The sequence below is a fragment of the Sphingomonas sp. EU05-FHT14C10 genome (assembly GCF_058790595.1).
Genome location: NZ_JBYTEN010000001.1, coordinates 389,473 through 406,670, shown reverse-complemented (window position 1 = coordinate 406,670; position 17,198 = coordinate 389,473). Strand labels below are relative to the sequence as shown.

At 64.8% G+C, this 17,198-nt stretch carries 16 protein-coding genes and 2 tRNA genes; 14 read left to right on the top strand and 4 right to left on the bottom strand.

What is annotated here, in order from left to right; all coding sequences use genetic code 11:
• Positions 1-255: 255 nt before the first annotated feature.
• From AC3WT0_RS02015 to AC3WT0_RS01955, 13 genes are all read left to right on the top strand, one after another.
• Complete coding sequence (locus AC3WT0_RS02015; protein WP_492751017.1) at positions 256-1,269, top strand: CgeB family protein; 1,014 nt, start codon at positions 256-258, stop codon at positions 1,267-1,269.
• A gap of 30 nt (positions 1,270-1,299) precedes the next feature.
• Positions 1,300-2,772 carry an Asp-tRNA(Asn)/Glu-tRNA(Gln) amidotransferase subunit GatB gene (gatB, locus tag AC3WT0_RS02010; RefSeq protein WP_492751015.1) on the top strand — a complete coding sequence of 491 codons (1,473 nt, stop codon included), beginning with the start codon at positions 1,300-1,302 and terminating at the stop codon, positions 2,770-2,772.
• A 59-nt stretch (positions 2,773-2,831) separates the two neighbouring features.
• On the top strand, positions 2,832-3,575 hold the full coding sequence (locus AC3WT0_RS02005; RefSeq protein WP_492751014.1) for a hypothetical protein: 744 nt from the start codon (positions 2,832-2,834) through the stop codon (positions 3,573-3,575).
• Positions 3,572-4,741: a M48 family metallopeptidase gene (locus AC3WT0_RS02000; protein WP_492751012.1), complete on the top strand. Its 1,170-nt coding sequence runs from the start codon at positions 3,572-3,574 to the stop codon at positions 4,739-4,741. The genes AC3WT0_RS02005 and AC3WT0_RS02000 overlap by 4 nt, the downstream gene beginning before the upstream one ends.
• Before the next feature lie 10 nt (positions 4,742-4,751).
• Positions 4,752-5,351, top strand: a complete 600-nt coding sequence (locus AC3WT0_RS01995; protein ID WP_492751191.1) for a hypothetical protein — start codon at positions 4,752-4,754, stop codon at positions 5,349-5,351.
• Positions 5,352-5,544: 193 nt separating this feature from the next.
• Positions 5,545-5,629 (top strand) — tRNA-Leu (locus tag AC3WT0_RS01990).
• A 64-nt stretch (positions 5,630-5,693) separates the two neighbouring features.
• Positions 5,694-7,298 carry a trigger factor gene (gene tig / locus AC3WT0_RS01985; protein ID WP_492751010.1) on the top strand — a complete coding sequence of 535 codons (1,605 nt, stop codon included), beginning with the start codon at positions 5,694-5,696 and terminating at the stop codon, positions 7,296-7,298.
• Positions 7,299-7,352: 54 nt separating this feature from the next.
• The gene (locus AC3WT0_RS01980; protein WP_492751008.1) at positions 7,353-8,288 is read left to right on the top strand and encodes a glycosyltransferase family 2 protein; all 936 of its coding nucleotides are present in this window, start codon (positions 7,353-7,355) and stop codon (positions 8,286-8,288) included.
• 195 nt (positions 8,289-8,483) lie between these two features.
• Entirely contained in the window at positions 8,484-9,131 is a 648-nt protein-coding gene (clpP, locus tag AC3WT0_RS01975) for an ATP-dependent Clp endopeptidase proteolytic subunit ClpP (protein WP_492751007.1), read from the top strand.
• A 106-nt stretch (positions 9,132-9,237) separates the two neighbouring features.
• The gene (gene clpX / locus AC3WT0_RS01970; RefSeq protein ID WP_492751006.1) at positions 9,238-10,509 is read left to right on the top strand and encodes an ATP-dependent Clp protease ATP-binding subunit ClpX; all 1,272 of its coding nucleotides are present in this window, start codon (positions 9,238-9,240) and stop codon (positions 10,507-10,509) included.
• 216 nt (positions 10,510-10,725) lie between these two features.
• Positions 10,726-13,131 carry an endopeptidase La gene (gene lon / locus AC3WT0_RS01965; protein ID WP_492751005.1) on the top strand — a complete coding sequence of 802 codons (2,406 nt, stop codon included), beginning with the start codon at positions 10,726-10,728 and terminating at the stop codon, positions 13,129-13,131.
• 141 nt (positions 13,132-13,272) lie between these two features.
• Entirely contained in the window at positions 13,273-13,545 is a 273-nt protein-coding gene (locus tag AC3WT0_RS01960; protein ID WP_492751003.1) for an HU family DNA-binding protein, read from the top strand.
• Positions 13,546-13,734: 189 nt separating this feature from the next.
• Positions 13,735-13,809: transfer RNA gene (locus AC3WT0_RS01955), tRNA-Val, on the top strand.
• Between the two features lie 18 nt (positions 13,810-13,827).
• Here AC3WT0_RS01955 and AC3WT0_RS01950 read toward each other — a convergent pair.
• The 4 genes from AC3WT0_RS01950 to AC3WT0_RS01935 all read right to left on the bottom strand — a co-directional run bounded on the left by AC3WT0_RS01950 (position 13,828) and on the right by AC3WT0_RS01935 (position 15,594).
• On the bottom strand, positions 13,828-14,367 hold the full coding sequence (locus AC3WT0_RS01950; protein WP_492751001.1) for a DUF4199 domain-containing protein: 540 nt from the start codon (positions 14,365-14,367) through the stop codon (positions 13,828-13,830).
• 99 nt (positions 14,368-14,466) lie between these two features.
• Positions 14,467-14,880: a response regulator transcription factor gene (locus tag AC3WT0_RS01945; RefSeq protein ID WP_492750999.1), complete on the bottom strand. Its 414-nt coding sequence runs from the start codon at positions 14,878-14,880 to the stop codon at positions 14,467-14,469.
• A gap of 46 nt (positions 14,881-14,926) precedes the next feature.
• Positions 14,927-15,109 (bottom strand): hypothetical protein, encoded by a 183-nt coding sequence (locus tag AC3WT0_RS01940; RefSeq protein ID WP_492750997.1) that lies wholly within the window; start codon positions 15,107-15,109, stop codon positions 14,927-14,929.
• An 8-nt stretch (positions 15,110-15,117) separates the two neighbouring features.
• Positions 15,118-15,594 carry a YaiI/YqxD family protein gene (locus AC3WT0_RS01935; protein WP_492750995.1) on the bottom strand — a complete coding sequence of 159 codons (477 nt, stop codon included), beginning with the start codon at positions 15,592-15,594 and terminating at the stop codon, positions 15,118-15,120.
• A gap of 95 nt (positions 15,595-15,689) precedes the next feature.
• On the opposite strand from AC3WT0_RS01935, the gene AC3WT0_RS01930 reads away from it, so the two are divergent.
• A complete protein-coding gene (locus AC3WT0_RS01930) occupies positions 15,690-17,195 on the top strand; it encodes a flavin-containing monooxygenase (protein WP_492750993.1) in 1,506 nt (501 codons plus the stop codon).
• Positions 17,196-17,198: the final 3 nt, after the last annotated feature.

Sequence of the window (17,198 nt, the reverse complement as noted above, 5' to 3'; positions counted from 1 at the left end):
AGCCCCGGCTCAGCGACCGAGCCGGGGTTTTTTGGAGTTCGCCGGACCGGTGTCGTGCCTGTCCCATTTTGGGAATGACGGTGCTGCGGGGCGCTTTTGGTGTCCCACAACGGCACATCGTTCAATCAAAAATAGTAAAACTTTCGATTTAGCGGTGAAACGTTCACGCAACATGTTGCGTTGCAGCGCAATGGGTTGTTCCTGATCGCTCGAAGCATAGTTTTGCGGGGCGTGGTTGCGGGGAGCGTTTTAGGCGTGATGGACGCTATGGTCTCATTCAACGACCGGCCGCTGGTCAGCGGTCGCGCTGCCGCGCGTCTCGATGGCCGGATCGGACTGCTCTCCAACGCCAATCTCTCGCCGTGGATCAACTGGACCACGCTGGCGCCGCCGCTGTTCGAGGAAATCGGGCGGCTGACCGACAGCGTCGAGATCGCGCCGCCGCCGCTGAGCATCGGCAGGATCGGCGGCATGGCGGGCGCGATCGGGCGCGCCTGGTCGGTCAAGCACATGTTCCAGTTCCAGGCCTCGTCCAAGCCCGAACTGCCCTTGCTCGCGATCTCGGCGATGCGCGGTTTCGTGAAACGGTCGGCTTTCGTCGTCGATCCGTGGCGGCCGCAGCTTGGCAAGATCGCGATGGGCGCGCGGCTCCAGCGGCTCGACCATGTCTTCATTCCCTATATCGAGGCATGGTCCGAGCTGTCGCGCGACGGGGCGGACGAGCGTTACCACTGGCTGCCCTTCGGCGTCGACACGACGGTATTCGCCAGCCACACGCCCGAGCGCGACATCGACATCTACTGGATGGGCCGGCGCTACGAGCCACTGCACCGCGCACTGCTCGACCTCAGCGAGCAGACCGGGCTCAAATATGCCTATACCGGCAAGGTCTCGATGTTCGACAATCCCATGGAACTGGGCAATTTCGTCAGTCGCTGCCGCTATTTCGTCGTCACGCCGCCCGATCTCGACAATCCCGAGCGGACGGGCGGGTTCAGCCCGCTGGTGATGCGCTATCTGGAAGGGCTGGCCGCCGGATGCCGGTTGCTCGGCGTGCTGCCGAAAAGCGGCTCGTTCGAGCGGCTGTTGCCGCGCAACGCGATCCTCGAAGTCGCGCCCGACGGCAGCGACCTGGCCGAGAAGCTGGCCGCCGATGCGGCCGATCCCGCCGGCTGGGATGCGACGATGCTCGCGACGCGGCTGGTGCGCGATCGCCATAGCTGGGCGGCGCGCGCGCGCACGATTGTGGATGTGCTCGCCAGGGGCTAGGGGGTTCCGATCAGCCATAGCGGATCGAAGATGACCAGCAGCACTTATCGTATTCAGGGCGCAACGGGCGAGTGGGAGGTCGTGATCGGCCTCGAGGTCCACGCGCAGATCACCTCGAACGCCAAGCTCTTCTCGGGCGCGGCGACTGCCTTTGGCGCCGAGCCCAATACGCAAGTCTCGCTGATCGATGCGGCGATGCCGGGAATGCTGCCGGTTCCGAACCGCGAGTGCATCCGCCAGGCGGTGCGCACCGGCATGGCGATCGACGCAGTGATCAACCGCTGGTCGCGCTTCGATCGCAAGAATTATTTCTACGCCGATCTGCCGCAGGGCTACCAGATCTCTCAGCTTTACCACCCGCTGGTCGGCGAGGGATCGATCACCATCGAGCCCGCCGAAGGCGAGGAGAAGGTCGTCGGGATCGAGCGCATCCATGTCGAGCAGGATGCCGGCAAGCTGATGCACGACCAGCATCCGACGCGCTCCTATGTCGATCTCAACCGATCGGGCGTGGCTCTGATGGAGATCGTGTCGCGGCCTGACATGCGTTCGCCTGCGGAAGCAGGGGCTTATGTGCGGAAGCTGCGATCGATTCTGCGCTACGTCGGCTCGTGCGACGGCAATATGGAAGAAGGATCGATGCGCGCCGACGTGAACGTCAGCGTGCGCAAGCCGGGCGAGGAATTCGGGACGCGGACCGAGACCAAGAACGTCAACTCGGTGCGCTTCGTGATGCAGACCATCGAATATGAGGCGAGCCGCCAGGTCGACGTGCTCGAATCGGGCGGTCGCGTGGTGCAGGAGACGCGGCTCTTCGATCCCGACAAGGGCGAGACGCGGTCGATGCGCTCCAAGGAGGATGCGCACGACTATCGCTATTTCCCCGATCCCGACCTGCTGCCGCTGGAGCTGGACGATGCCTTCATCGCCGAGTGCCGCGATAGTCTGCCCGAGCTGCCCGACGCCAAACGCGCCCGCTATCGTGACGCGCTGGGGCTGAGCCCCTATAATGCCGACGTGCTGACCGCCGAGGCGGAGACCGCGCGCTGGTTCGAGGCGCTGCTGGCGGCGTGTGGCGACAAGGTGGCGCCCAAGGCGGCAGCCAACTGGGTGATTTCGGACCTGTTCGGTGCGCTCAACCGGCTGGGCAAGGACATCGAGACCAGCCCGGTGACGCCGGCGCAGGGCGCCGAGCTGCTCGGCCTCGTCGCCGACGGCACGCTTTCGGGCACGCTTGCCAAGCAGGTGTTCGAGATCATGCTGGAAACCGGCGACGATCCCGCGAAGATCGTCGAGGAGCGCGGCCTGAAGCAGACCAGCGACACCGGCGCGATCGAGGACGTGATCGCCGGCGTCCTCGCCGCCAATGCCGACAAGGTCGAGCAGTATAAGGGCGGCAAGGAAGCGCTGTTCGGTTTCTTCGTCGGCCAGACGATGAAGGCGATGGGCGGCAAGGCCAACCCGCAGGTGGTGAACGAGCTGCTCCGAAAGGCGCTTGCCTGAGGGCAGGAGCTGGATCATTCCTTTCGGGCGGCGCGGGGGCGTCGCCCGGGGGGGATGGGATGAAGTCGCTTGTTCGCGCGGTGATTGCGGGGCTGTGCCTGCTGGCGGCGGGCACAGGCCATGCGCAGGAACGCTTCGCCGTGAAACCCGGCTTCGCTTTCCCCGCGGATCGCCCCTCGACGGTCGTCGTCTATCGTCCCGACGTGCATGTCGGCTCGCTGACCACGGGCGGGATCGAGGAGCCCAACGCCGACTGGACGGCGGAAGCGCGCGGTCTGCTGGCCGATGCGCTGAAGGCCGACGGCAGGGTGGCCGGGGCGAGGCTGATCTTCGCCGAAGAGCCGGCGGGCGACGACGCCGACTATCTGGCGCAGTATCGCGCGCTCTTCTCGGTCGTGGCCGGATCGATCATGGAATATAAGCTGTTCCCGGGCGGCCGCCTGCCGACGAAGAAGAAGGTCTTCGACTGGACGCTGGGCGGCGGCGTGGAGCGGCTGGGGCGAATGACGGGGGCCGATTATGCGCTCTTCATGTTCACCCGCGACGCATACGGATCGGCGGGGCGCAAGACGGCGCAGATCGTTGGGCTGCTGCTGGGCGTCTATATGCCCGCAGGCGTGCATCTAGGCTATGCCGGGCTGGTCGATCTGAAGACCGGCGACGTCGTGTGGCTCAACGCCGATCCGCAGATGGGCGGCGACGTGCGCACCTCCGAAGGCGCGGCCAAGCGCGTGACGCAATTGCTCGAGGGGCTGCCGGGGCGTGCGCCCGCAGCCGGAGCGGCGATCGTCGCGGCGAAATGAGGCTGCGCCGGGCTATCGATGCGCTGATGATCGCCGCGCTGACCACCGGCGCGGCGCCGCCATCGACACGCACACCAGCGCCCTTCGCGCGCGCCGGGATGGGGTTCGCGCCGCAGGACAAGGACGAGCGCGGGCTGTGGTTCGAGATGGACGAGGAGGAGCGCCAGCTCAAAACCTCGCAATTCGTGATCCGGGATCGGGCGTTGAACGCCTATGTGCGCAAGGTGTTCTGCCGCGTTGCCGGACCCGATTGCGCGGCGATGCGGCTCTACATCGTGCGCACGCCCTATTTCAACGCGAGTGCTGCTCCGAACGGCATGATCCAGGTCTGGTCAGGGCTGTTCCTGCGCGTGCGCAACGAAGCACAGCTCGCTGCGGTGCTGGGGCACGAATATGTCCATTATCGCGACCGTCACATGATCCAGATCTGGCGCGACATGAAGAGCAAGACGGCTTCGGCGACCTTCCTGTCGCTGTTCGGTCTGGTCGGCGGGCTGGTGGCGATGGGGCAGCTGACGAGCGTCTACAGCTATTCGCGCGACTTCGAGGCGGCGGCGGACAGCGGATCGATCGGGCTGCTCGTCGCGGCGGGCTATGATCCGATGGCGGCTTCGCAGATCTGGGGTCAGATTCGCGACGAGGCCGATGCGACGGCGGCGGCGCGCGGGACCAAGAGCCGCAAGGACAAGAATGGCGGCATGTTCGCCACGCACCCGCCGACCGCCGAGCGCATGGCCGCGCTGAAGGCGCTGGCCGAGCAGACGCAGGTGACGGGCACGCCGAAGTTGGGGCGCGCCGATTATCGCGCGGCGCTCGCGCCCCTGTGGACGAGCTTCATCGACGATCAGATCAAGCTCAACGATTTCGGCGCGACGGAGTATCTGATCGGCCAGCTTGCCGCCGAAGGCTGGACCACCGACCTCGTCTATGCTCGCGCCGAGCTGTATCGTGCGCGCGGGCGGCCGAGCGACCTGAAGCAGGCGATCCTCTTCTACCGGCAGGTGACGGCCGACCCGGCGGCGCCGGCCGAGGCATGGCGCGGGCTGGGGCTGTCGTTGCTGCGTGCGGGCGAACAGGCGGAGGGGCAGGCGGCGCTCAGGGATTATCTGTCGCGCCGACCCGATGCCTCTGACCGCGTGATGATCGCGGCGCTGGTGGGAGCCTGATGTGGCGACGATGCGTGGCGTTGCGCTGGTCCTCCTGCTGGCGGTGGCGGGCGAGGGGGCGGCTTTGGCCGCGAAGCTGATGCACAGGGACGTGGCGGTCGCGGTCGCCAGGTCCGAGCTGACGGTGACGCCCGCCGACGACTGGAACCGGATCGGAACGCGGCCGGGGCGCAATGCCGAGAGCTGGACGCTCGACGGGCTCGGCCTCAACGACCTGACTTTCTATGGCGGGATCGCCGACGACCGCACATTGTTCCGCGACGCGCGTCGCAAGACCGACCCGCTGCCGCGCTTTTCCAGATCGATGCTCGCGCCCGACATCGCCCAGCTTTTCGAAAGCAGCTACCGCGTCGCCGCCGGCACTTCGCTGATGGCGATCGATACGATCGAGCCGGTGCGTTTTGCAGGGCGGCAGGGCTTTCGCTTCACCTATCATTTCACCCTGCAGGGCGAGGAAGTACGCCGTAAGGGCGAGGCGGCGGGAGCGGTGATCGACGGGCGGCTCTACCTGATCGCCTTCGAGGCGCCCGAGATCCATTATTTCGACGCTGGAATCGACCGGGCTCGCGCGATCGTCGCCAGCGCGCGCATCGTGCCGATCGTCAAATAGCGGGACTCTTTGCATTCCGTCATTGCGAGCGCAGCGAAGCAATCCAGTCTCGATGGTTGCCATCTCCTGGATTGCTTCGCTGCGCTCGCAATGACGAAAAGCGGCGATTGGAGGAGATCGGCGGTTGATATGTCCGATCCGCTTGCCCTTCCGGCCTCTCCTGTTATAGACGCCGCCGACCGGCGGTCCTGAAGCGGGCGTGGCGGAACTGGTAGACGCGCCAGATTTAGGTTCTGGTATCGCAAGATGTGGGGGTTCGAGTCCCTTCGCCCGCACCAGTCCAAGCGCCCCGAGCGCAGGACCGGCCAAAGAAATTCAGCTTGAAAAGGCTTGTTGACCGAGATGCAGACTGTCGAGACGTTGAACGAAGGCCTGAAGCGCGCCTACACGCTGACCATCACCGCCAAGGATATCGACAAGCGCGTCGATGCCGAGCTGAAGTCCGTCGCGCCGCAGGTGCGCATGCCCGGCTTCCGCCCCGGCAAGGTGCCCGCCAATCTGGTGCGCAAGATGCACGGCCCGGCGCTGACGCAGGACGCGCTCAACAGCTCGATCCAGGAAGGCGTGCAGAAGATTCTCGCCGACAACCAGATTCGCCCGGCCATGCAGCCGGCGGTCGAACTGGTCGAGGGTTATGAGCCCGGCAAGGACGCCGAGGTGAAAGTGACGCTCGAAGTCCTGCCGAACGTGCCGGCGCCGCAGATCGAGGGCCTGAAGCTCGAGCGCCTCGTCGTTCCCGTGACCGATGCCGAAATCGACGCGCAGGTCGAGCGCCTCGCCCAGCAGAACAAGAGCTGGGACGAGACGAAGGCGACCTACAAGGCGAAGACCGGCGACCTCGTGACCATGGACTTCGTCGGCAAGGTCGACGGCGTCGAGTTCGAGGGCGGCAAGGGCGAAGGCATGTCGGTCGAGATCGGATCGGGCCAGCTCATCCCCGGCTTCGAGGACCAGCTCGTCGGCGTGAAGGCCAATGACGAGAAGACCATCGAGGTTTCGTTCCCCGAAGATTACGGCGCCAGCCAGCTCGCCGGCAAGCCCGCGACCTTCGATCTCGTCATCACCGAGGTGAAGACGCCGAAGCCGACCGTCGCCGACGACGAGTTCGCCAAGCAGCTTGGCCTCGAAGGCCTCGAGCAGCTCCGCGAGCTGTTCAAGGGCCAGGTCGAGCAGGAGCATAACGGGCTGACCCGCACGCACATGAAGCGTCGCCTGCTCGATCAGCTTGCCGCCGCGCATGATTTCGACGTTCCGCCGTCGATGGTCGATGCCGAGTTCCAGCAGATCTGGGCGCAGCTCGAGCATGAAGCGAGCCACGAGGCCGATCCGGCCGCCGCGCTTGCCGAGATCGAGAAGGATCGCGAAGATTACCGCGCGATCGCGGTGCGCCGCGTCCGTCTGGGCCTGCTGCTCTCCGAAATCGGCCAGGCCAATGGCGTCGAGGTCAGCGCGCAGGAAATGAACCGCCTCGTCCAGCAGGCTGCGATGCAGTATGCGCCCAAGGATCGCGAGCGTTTCGTCCAGTATCTGCAGCAGGAGCCGATGGCGGCTGCCCAGCTCCGCGCGCCGCTCTATGAGGACAAGGTCGTCGACTTCCTGTTCTCGAAGGCCGACATCAGCGAGCGTGAGGCGACCCGCGAGGAAATCGAGGCCGAGATCGAGTCCGAGGATGACGGCCACGTCCATGGCCCGGGCTGCGGCCACGATCACCACCACGATCACGACCATGGCAAGAAGCCGGCCGCCAAGAAGGCTGCACCGAAGAAGGCCGTGAAGGAAGATGCCAAGGCCGAGGACGCCGCCGTCGAGGACGCGCCGAAGCCGGCCGCCAAGAAGGCTGCGCCGAAGAAGGCCGCCGCCAAGGCCGACGAAGCCGAGACGGCGGAAGCCAAGCCCGCCGCCAAGAAGCCGACGGCGAAGAAGGCTCCGGCCAAGAAGGCGGAGTAAGGGTCTGCACGGGCGCCGTCATCCCGGCGGCGCCGATCCTGCAAGGGGTGGGGTGTGACTGACGTACCGCTTCGCGTTGCCGTCCTGCTGCCCTGCTATAACGAGGAAGCCGCTGTCGCGCAGACGATCGCCGGTTTCCGCGCGGCGCTGCCCGGCTCCACCATCTATGTCTATGACAATAACAGTCGTGATCGCACGGTAGAGGTGGCGCGCGCCGCGGGCGCGGTCGTGCGCAGCGAGCGGATGCAGGGCAAGGGCCATGTCGTCCGCCGGATGTTCGCGGACATCGAGGCCGACATCTATGTGATGGCCGATGGCGACGCCACCTATGACGCCTCGGCCGCTCCCGCAATGGTCGCCAAACTGGTCGAGGAGCAGCTCGACATGGTGGTCGGTGCACGCGAATCCGAGGTGCAGGCGGCCTATAGGCGTGGCCATATACTCGGCAACCGGTTGCTCACCGGCCTGTTGGCCAAGATGTTCGGCCAGAGCTTCAGCGACATATTGTCGGGCTATCGCATTTTCTCGCGCCGTTTCGTGAAGAGTTTCCCCGTCTTGTCCGCCGGGTTCGAGATCGAGACCGAGATCAGCGTCCACGCACTCGAACTGGCAATGCCGGTGGGCGAGGTGGTGACGCGTTATGGCGCGCGGCCCGAAGGATCGGTGTCCAAGCTCGCCACCTATCGCGATGGTTGGCGCATCCTGAAGACGATGGGCAATCTCTATCGTTCCGAACGGCCCGTTTCCTTCTTTGGGCTGGTGGCGGCGGCGCTGGCGTTGCTCGGCGTGGCGCTGGTCGTGCCGCTGGCGATCACTTATATGGAAACGGGGCTGGTCCCCCGGCTGCCGACGGTGGTGTTCGTCACCGGGCTCGGGATCATAGCCGTGCTCAGCATCTTCGCAGGGCTGATACTGGACACGGTGACCAAGGGACGGCGCGAGGTCAGGCGGCTCGCCTACCTGTCGTTCCCGGCGCTGGGCGCGGAATGATCGCCGCTCGCACCGGCAATCGTGCGACGAGATAGCGCCGCGAACAGCGGCGGCCCGAATGCCGGATCGCGATAATGCGGCAGGACTGTGCGATCATCCGATATCAGGACTTGTGAGCCGAACCGCATGGTCGCGGCGGGGGCTTGCGCCCGGCGCGGCGACATCCGATGTAGGCGGGGCAAATACGGAGCCTCTATGTCCTATCCCGATCATGCTGACATCGCCAACGCGCTCGTGCCCATCGTCATCGAGCAGTCGAACCGCGGCGAGCGCAGCTTCGACATTTATTCACGCCTGCTGCGCGAGCGGATCATCTTCGTCACCGGGCAGGTCGAGGACCATATGGCCTCGCTGATCACCGCCCAGCTGCTCTTCCTCGAGTCCGAGAACCCGAAGAAGGACATCTATATGTACATCAACTCGCCGGGCGGCGTGGTGACGGCCGGCCTCGCGATCCACGATACCATGCAGTATATCCGCCCGCGCGTCGGCACGGTCTGCATCGGCCAGGCGGCGTCGATGGGCAGCTTCCTGCTCTCGGCGGGCGAGCCGGGGATGCGCGTCGCGCTCACCAACAGCCGGATCATGATCCACCAGCCCTCGGGCGGTGCGCAAGGCATGGCGGCCGACATCGAGATCCAGGCGCGCGAGATCCTGCGTATGCGCCATCGGCTCAACTCGCTCTACGCCAAATATACCGGCAAGAGCCTGGAAGAGATCGAGACGGCCATGGACCGCGACAAGTTCATGGAAGCCGACGAAGCCAAGGCCTTCGGCCTGATCGACGAAGTGTTCGAGAAGCGCCCGACCCCGGCCGATGAGCCGAGCCAGGCTGCCGCGTAAAACAGGCGATGCCGGAACCAAAAATTCGGCATTGTCGAATAGAAGGGGGCCGCGCTAGGATGCGTGGCCCCAAACGGCCCGCAGTACGGGCCAAAGGAATGTGTGAATGACGAAATTGAGCGGCGGCGATTCCAAGAGCACTCTCTACTGCTCCTTCTGCGGCAAGTCGCAGCACGAGGTGCGCAAGCTCATCGCCGGACCGACGGTGTTCATCTGCGACGAATGCGTCGAGCTGTGCAACGACATCATCCGCGAGGAAACGAAGTCGGCGCTGGTCTCCAAGAAGGACGGCGGCGTGCCGACGCCGCACGAGATCTGCGAGCATCTCGACCAGTATGTGATCGGGCAGAACCGCGCCAAGCGCGTGCTCTCCGTCGCGGTGCACAACCATTACAAGCGGCTCAACCACGGCGCCAAGGGCGGCGAGGTGGAGCTTGCCAAGTCGAACATCCTGCTCGTGGGCCCCACGGGTTCGGGCAAGACGCTGCTCGCCCAGACGATGGCGCGCCTGCTCGACGTGCCCTTCACCATGGCGGATGCGACGACGCTGACCGAGGCAGGCTATGTCGGCGAGGATGTCGAGAACATCATCCTCAAGCTGCTCCAGGCCTCCGACTATAATGTCGAGCGGGCGCAGCGCGGCATCGTTTATATCGACGAGATCGACAAGATCAGCCGCAAGGCCGAGAATCCCTCGATCACGCGCGATGTTTCGGGCGAAGGCGTGCAGCAGGCGCTGCTCAAGCTGATGGAAGGCACGACCGCGAGCGTGCCGCCGCAGGGTGGGCGCAAGCATCCGCAGCAGGAGTTCCTGCAGGTCGACACGACCAACATCCTGTTCATCTGCGGCGGCGCCTTCTCGGGCCTCGAGAAGATCATCGCCGACCGTCTGCAGGGCAAGTCGATTGGCTTCGGCGCGCATGTCGCCGCGCCTGACGAACGTCGCACGGGCGAGATTCTGCGCCACGGCGAGCCCGAGGATCTGCTGAAGTTCGGCCTGATCCCCGAATTCGTCGGCCGTCTGCCGGTGATCGCGACGCTGGAGGACCTCGACATCGAGGCGCTGGTCAAGATCCTCATCGAGCCGAAGAATGCGCTGGTGAAGCAGTATCAGAAGTTGTTCGAGATGGAGGCAGTGAAGCTGTCCTTCACCGAGGAAGCGCTGGCCGCGATCGCCAGGAAGGCCATCGAACGCAAGACTGGCGCGCGCGGGCTACGCTCGATCCTCGAAGGCATCCTGCTCGACACCATGTTCGACCTGCCGTCGATGGACGGCGTCGACGAGGTGCTGATCGACAAGGACGTGGTCGACGGCCGCAAGGAGCCGATCCGCGTCTATGCCAAGAAGGAAAAGGAAAAGGCGGGCGGGGCGGCATAACAGCCGGCCTTTCGCCGCCGCGCGTTCGAGAGCTCCGAAAACGCATGATTCGTGGTCCGCGCAGGGATGTGCGGGCCGCGAACGTCGTTAATAGGCGGCGTTTTCGCCCTTTTGCCCACAGTTTTCGACAAGTGGCGGCCCGGCGCTGATTGATGCGCCGCGCCTCGGCACCATATAGTCATGCGAACGGCGCCACCGGGCGCCACCGGAGTTTGCATGACGACAACCTATCCCGTCCTTCCCCTGCGCGACATCGTGGTGTTCCCGCAGATGATCGTTCCGCTTTTCGTCGGCCGCGACAAATCCGTCGCCGCGCTCGAACAGGCGATGACGGCCGACAAGGAAATCTTCCTCGTTTCGCAGCTCGACCCGCAGGAGGATGATCCCGGCCGCGACGATCTCTACGATCTCGGCGTGCTGGCGACCGTGCTCCAGCTGCTCAAGCTGCCCGACGGCACGGTGCGCGTGCTCGTCGAGGGCAAGCAGCGCGCGACCCTCGATACGCTCACCACCGAGAACGGCCATCTCGTCGCGACCATCGATCCGATCGCCGACATCACCGCCAGCGGCCCCGAGGCCCAGGCGCTGATGCGCTCGGTCGTCGAGCAGTTCGAGAATTACGCGAAGCTCAACAAGAAGCTGCCGCCCGAGACGGCGGTGCAGCTTGCCGAGATCGACGATGCTTCGCGCCTCGCCGACGCTGTGGCCTCCAACCTGTCGATCAAGGTTTCCGACAAGCAGGCGTTGCTTGCCGAACGCGATCCCGCGCGCCGGCTGGAAATGGCCTTTGCCTTCATGGAAGGCGAGCTGGGCGTGCTCCAGGTCGAGAAGAAGATCCGCAGCCGCGTTAAGCGGCAGATGGAGAAGACCCAGCGCGAATATTATCTCAACGAGCAGTTGAAGGCGATCCAGCGCGAGCTGGGCAACGAGGGCGAGGAAGAGGGCGACGAGATCGCCGAGCTTTCGGCGCGTATCGCCAAGCTCAAGCTGTCGAAGGAAGCGCGCGCCAAGGCGACGTCGGAGCTGAAGAAGCTCAAGACGATGGCGCCGATGTCCGCCGAGGCGACGGTGGTGCGCAATTATCTCGACGTGCTGCTGGGGCTGCCCTGGGGCAAGAAGTCCAAGCTCAAGAAGGATATCGGCGAGGCGCAGGCGATCCTCGACGAGGATCATTATGCGCTTGAGAAGGTGAAGGACCGGATCGTCGAATATCTCGCGGTCCAGGCGCGTACCAATAAGCTCAAGGGGCCGATCCTGTGCCTCGTCGGCCCGCCGGGCGTGGGCAAGACCTCGCTCGGTCGCTCGATCGCCAAGGCGACGGGGCGCGAGTTCGTGCGCCAGTCGCTGGGCGGCGTGCGCGACGAGGCCGAGATCCGCGGACACCGCCGCACCTATATCGGCTCGTTGCCAGGCAAGATCGTGTCGAACCTGAAGAAGGCCGGCACCTCCAACCCGCTGTTCCTGCTCGACGAGATCGACAAGCTCGGCCAGGATTTCCGCGGCGATCCGGCCTCGGCGCTGCTCGAAGTGCTCGACCCCGAGCAGAACAGCAAGTTCCAGGACCATTATCTGGAGATCGACATCGATCTGTCGGACGTGATGTTCGTCACCACGGCCAACTCGCTCAACCTGCCGCAGCCCTTGCTCGACCGCATGGAGATCATCCGGCTCGAAGGCTATACCGAGGATGAGAAGGTCGAGATCGCCGAGCGCCACCTGATCTCCAAGCAGATCGAGACGCACGGGCTGAAGGATGGCGAGTTCGCGCTGACGCAGGACGGCCTGCGCGACCTGATCCGCTATTATACCCGCGAGGCGGGCGTCCGCACGCTCGAGCGCGAGATCGCCAAGCTCGCGCGCAAGGCGCTGCGCCGCATCCTCGAAGGCAAGGCGGCTTCGGTCGAAGTCACGCCCGAAAATCTCGCCGACTTCGCGGGCATCCGGAAGTTCCGCCACGGCGTGGGTGAGGAAGAGCATCAGATCGGCGCGGTCACCGGGCTCGCCTGGACCGAGGTGGGTGGTGAGTTGCTGACCATCGAGTCGGTCACGGTGCCGGGCAAGGGCGCGGTGCGCACCACCGGCAAGCTGGGCGACGTGATGCGCGAGTCAGTCGAGGCGGCCTTCTCCTACGTGAAGGCGCGTTCGCCGGGTTACGGCATCAAGCCCAGCCTGTTCGGCCGCAAGGATATCCACATCCACCTGCCCGAGGGCGCTGTGCCCAAGGACGGACCGTCGGCGGGCATCGGCATCGTCACCTCGATCGTCTCGACGCTGACCGGCGTGCCGGTGCGCCGCGACATCGCGATGACGGGGGAGGTTACGCTGCGCGGCCGCGTGCTGCCGATCGGCGGGCTGAAGGAAAAGCTGCTGGCGGCGCTGCGCGGCGGGATCAAGACCGTTCTCATTCCGATCGAGAATGAGAAGGATCTGGCCGAAATTCCGGCCAACGTCCGCGAAGGGCTGGAGATCGTGCCGGTCGCGCATGTCGACGAGGTGTTGCGACTCGCTCTCACCGAGCCGCTGACGGCGATCGATTGGACCGAAGCGGATGAGCTGGCCGCCCAGCCGCCCGTCGCGAGCGCCCAAACGCTTGCCGAGGGCGGCTCAGGCCTCGCCCACTGACCGAAAAAGCGCTGAAATTGGCCATCTATCGGCCGATTTCGGCGCTTTTGCTTTGACAGTTCGTTAGAGTCTCGCCTTATTGGCGCATGGCCAAGCGCCATGATTCAACGACACCAGCCAAATCTAGGGGGTTCCCAGGGCATGAACAAGCAAGAGCTGATCGGCGCCGTCGCTGACGCTTCGGGTCTGAGCAAGGGCGACGCGGGTAAGGCCGTGGAGGCCGTGTTCGATTCGATCGGCGCCGCGCTGAAGAAGGGCGACGAGGTTCGTCTCGTCGGCTTCGGGACCTTCTCCGTCAGCAAGCGCAAGGCTTCGACCGGCCGCAATCCGCGCACCGGCGAGCCGATGACCATCAAGGCGTCGAGCCAGCCGAAGTTCAAGGCCGGCAAGGGCCTGAAGGACTCGGTCAACTGATCGTCGACCGCCGGCGCAGGGGATGCCCTGCGCCGGCGGTTTCGATTTATGCCAGCTTCGGGCTGGACAAGCAGGCGGCGGATGCCTATTCGGCCGCGACCGGATCAGTCGCCCTCGGGCAGATCGATCCTTTTGAAGAGACGAAGCGCGGCGGAACGCCCGTTTCCATCCTCTCTTCTTCTCAGGCGTGGGCGCGTAGCTCAGCGGTAGAGCACACCCTTCACACGGGTGGGGTCACAGGTTCAATCCCTGTCGCGCCCACCACGCCTTTCCTCCTCGCTTTCAGATTTTGGCCGGCAGGAAGCGCGGATTCCTGAGCAGCCCTGCCGCGATCAGCGCGACGACCAAGCCCACCGGGAAAATCTCCAGGAAGGTCATCGGCAGCCTGAACAGCGGGTTGCGATACTGGATGCGCATCTCCTCCAGCTTCGCGCTCTCCGCCGCCAGCGCTGCGCCGGTGACGCCGGCGGCCTGCTTCGCCTTGAGGATGCCCGCTATATATTGATCCATGAAGGCATAATGGGTCAGCGCAAGATAAACCTCCCACACCGCGACATAGACAAGCGACGCCATCACCGCGATGCCGAGCCCCAGCGCGAAGACCTGGCCGAAACGGATGACGCCGCCGCGCTCGACGTCGCGGAAGCGTTTCATGCCCACGAAGACGAAAGTCATCGCGACGAGCATGACGAGATAGCCGAACCACATGGTCGAAAAGATGCTGACCCGGTCAGACAGCCCGATGCCGGCGATGAGCACGATGATGATGATCAGCCCCGACAGCGTTCCATAGCTGAGCGCGTAGCGTAGCGGCGTGTTCATATGGTCGAACCTCCCTGTGACTGGCATGCAAGGCTATGCCGGACCTTGGGGGAGAGCCATCGCCCGGATGGGTGATTTGAGCGTGGTCGCCCGATTTTCCTATTCGATCAGCGCCAGCATCCGCGCCTTTTCGATGGCGTGGATGCGGCGATCGACGCCGAGCTTCCCGAACAGGCTGGCGAGGTGCGTCTTCACCGTATTGGGCGAGATGCCGAGGCTGCGCGCGAGCTCCTTGTTCGAGCGGCCCGAGGCGAGCAGCGCCAGTATCTCGCACTCGCGCGCCGTGAGCCCGAGCGAACGGATCGCTGCGTCGTTGCGCGCAAACGTGGCAGGGCGTGGGCGCGGGGTGAGCGCGCGGCCGGCCCAGAGGCCGAGCGCGGTAAAGCCCGCCGCGATCAGCAGGATGTAGAGTTCGCCGGGTAGGGCGAGAATCGCCCGCTTGTAATCGAGCCAGGCGAGGAGCGTCGCCGCGAGTCCCAGCGCCAGCGCGTAAAGGCCGATCGTGCGTGCCATGAGGTGCGAAGCTGCCAGAAACGGCGACGCGCGACTAGCGGCGCGATCAGTGCAGCTTGGCGATCGAAAGGCCGTCCTGCTTGGCGCGTTCCTTGACCGATTCCTCGCTGCGGGTGAGCGCCTTGGCGATGGCTTTCAACGCCATGCCTTTCTTCGCGAGCGTGTGGAGTTTCTGGATCTCGGCACTCGTCCAGGGTTGGCGGTGTCGTTCGAAGCGTTCGGAAGCCATGGGTGATCCTATCCGATCCGTCTGAGGCGGACCAGCGCCTCGTCGAGCGCCGAGAGGAAGCGCGATCGATCGGTCTTGCTGAACGGCGGCGGGCCGCCGATCGCGTCGCCGCCGGCCCGGAGATCGGCCATGATCGCGCGCGTGGCGATCGCGCCGCCGATCGAGCTGGTGGTGAAGGGCTTGCCGTTGGGCGCGATCACCACCGCGCCGGCCTTGAGCGCGCGATCGGCCAGCAGGATATCCGCCGTCACCACCACCGCGCGCCGGTCGGCCTGTTCGGCGATCCAGTCGTCGGCGGCGTCGAAGCCGTCGCTCACCACGACGCGGCCAATCAGCGGATGATCGGGAACGCGCAAATGGCTGTTGCTGACGATGGTCACCGGCACGGCGAGGCGGAAGGCGACCTTGTAGATTCCCTCCTTCACCGGGCAGGCATCGGCATCGACCAGGATGCGGAGCGGGGCGGGGGACGGCGTACTGTTCATGATCAGACCCTACGGACTTTCCCGATTTTGCATATTGGGGCGAGTTGAGCGACACTCGGTTTCGGAGAGAAACGTAACTGATCGGCAAAAGCGACATGGAGCATTTCGACGTCATCATCGTTGGCGCGGGGCTGTCGGGCATCGGCGCGGGCTATCATCTGCAGAAGAACTGCCCCGATCGCAGCTATGCGATCCTCGAGGCGCGCGGCGCGATCGGCGGGACATGGGATTTGTTCCGCTATCCCGGCATCCGATCCGATTCGGACATGTACACGCTGGGCTACAACTTCAAACCCTGGCGTGAGGCGAAGGCGATCGCCGACGGTCCCTCCATTCTCAAATATGTCCGCGAGACAGCGAGTGACAACGGGATCGACAAGCATATCCGCTTCAACCATTCGGTGACGCGCGCGTCCTGGTCGAGCGCCGATGCGCGCTGGACGATCGAGTCCGACCATGACGGCAAGACCGTCAGCTACACCTGTTCCTTCCTGTTCATGTGCAGTGGCTATTATGACTATGCGCAGGGGCATGACCCCGAGTTCGCGGGTCGCGACAGCTTCGCCGGCACGATCGTCCATCCCCAGCATTGGCCCGAGACGCTCGATTATTCGGGCAAGCGCGTCGTCATCATCGGCAGCGGCGCGACGGCGGTGACGCTGGTGCCCGAAATGGCGAAGACCGCAGCGCATGTTACGATGCTCCAGCGCTCGCCCACCTATGTCGTCTCGCGCCCGGCGGAGGACGGCATCGCCAACTGGCTGCGCAAGCGGCTGCCCGCGATGACCGCCTATCAGATGGTGCGCTGGAAGAACGTACTGTGGGGCATGTTCTTCTTCAACATGGCGCGCAAGAAGCCGGAGAAGGTGAAGGAACGGCTGATCGGCATGGTGCGCGAGCATCTGGGGCCGGACTATGACGTCGATCGCCATTTCACGCCGCGCTACAATCCGTGGGACCAGCGGCTCTGCCTCGTCCCCGATTCCGATCTGTTCGATTCGATCAAGGCCGGGCAGGCCTCGGTCGTCACCGACCGGATCGAGCGTTTCACGCCTTCGGGCATCAAGCTCGAATCGGGCAACGAATTGCCCGCCGACGTCATCGTGACCGCAACGGGGCTGAAGCTCGTCGTGCTCGGCAAGGCCGAGTTCCTCGTCGATGGCCAGCGCATCAATTTCAGCGAGACGACCAGCTATAAGGGCATGATGTATAGCGGGGTGCCGAACATGGCGTCGTCGTTCGGCTATACTAACGCATCGTGGACGCTGAAGGCCGATCTGACCTGCGAATATGTCTGCCGCCTGCTCAATCACATGAAGGCGGGGGGCTTCGACATCTGTACGCCGACGCTTTCGGGCGAGCCGATGGAGGAGATCCCCTGGCTCGACTTCTCGTCGGGCTATGTCCAGCGCTCGCTGGAGCTCTTCCCCAAGCAGGGCGCGCGCAAGCCTTGGCGGATTCATCAGAATTACGCGAAGGACCTGCTGGCCTTCCGCTATGCGTCGGTCGCCGACGAGGCGATGGTCTTCGCCAAGCGCGGCAGCGCAAATCAGGACGCAGGGACAGACAAAAACGCCGAACTCCAGTTTACGTCAGCGTAAAGC

Excerpts from the sequence above, each read along its gene's own strand:
- gatB (WP_492751015.1), top strand. The coding sequence starts at position 1,300 with ATGACCAGCAGCACTTATCGTATTCAGGGCGCAACGGGCGAGTGGGAG.
- AC3WT0_RS02005 (WP_492751014.1), top strand. The coding sequence starts at position 2,832 with ATGAAGTCGCTTGTTCGCGCGGTGATTGCGGGGCTGTGCCTGCTGGCG.
- AC3WT0_RS02000 (WP_492751012.1), top strand. The coding sequence starts at position 3,572 with ATGAGGCTGCGCCGGGCTATCGATGCGCTGATGATCGCCGCGCTGACC.
- AC3WT0_RS01995 (WP_492751191.1), top strand. The coding sequence starts at position 4,752 with ATGCGTGGCGTTGCGCTGGTCCTCCTGCTGGCGGTGGCGGGCGAGGGG.
- tig (WP_492751010.1), top strand. The coding sequence starts at position 5,694 with ATGCAGACTGTCGAGACGTTGAACGAAGGCCTGAAGCGCGCCTACACG.
- clpP (WP_492751007.1), top strand. The coding sequence starts at position 8,484 with ATGTCCTATCCCGATCATGCTGACATCGCCAACGCGCTCGTGCCCATC.
- clpX (WP_492751006.1), top strand. The coding sequence starts at position 9,238 with ATGACGAAATTGAGCGGCGGCGATTCCAAGAGCACTCTCTACTGCTCC.
- lon (WP_492751005.1), top strand. The coding sequence starts at position 10,726 with ATGACGACAACCTATCCCGTCCTTCCCCTGCGCGACATCGTGGTGTTC.
- AC3WT0_RS01960 (WP_492751003.1), top strand. The coding sequence starts at position 13,273 with ATGAACAAGCAAGAGCTGATCGGCGCCGTCGCTGACGCTTCGGGTCTG.
- AC3WT0_RS01950 (WP_492751001.1), bottom strand. The coding sequence starts at position 14,367 with ATGAACACGCCGCTACGCTACGCGCTCAGCTATGGAACGCTGTCGGGG.
- AC3WT0_RS01945 (WP_492750999.1), bottom strand. The coding sequence starts at position 14,880 with ATGGCACGCACGATCGGCCTTTACGCGCTGGCGCTGGGACTCGCGGCG.
- AC3WT0_RS01940 (WP_492750997.1), bottom strand. The coding sequence starts at position 15,109 with ATGGCTTCCGAACGCTTCGAACGACACCGCCAACCCTGGACGAGTGCC.
- AC3WT0_RS01935 (WP_492750995.1), bottom strand. The coding sequence starts at position 15,594 with ATGAACAGTACGCCGTCCCCCGCCCCGCTCCGCATCCTGGTCGATGCC.
- AC3WT0_RS01930 (WP_492750993.1), top strand. The coding sequence starts at position 15,690 with ATGGAGCATTTCGACGTCATCATCGTTGGCGCGGGGCTGTCGGGCATC.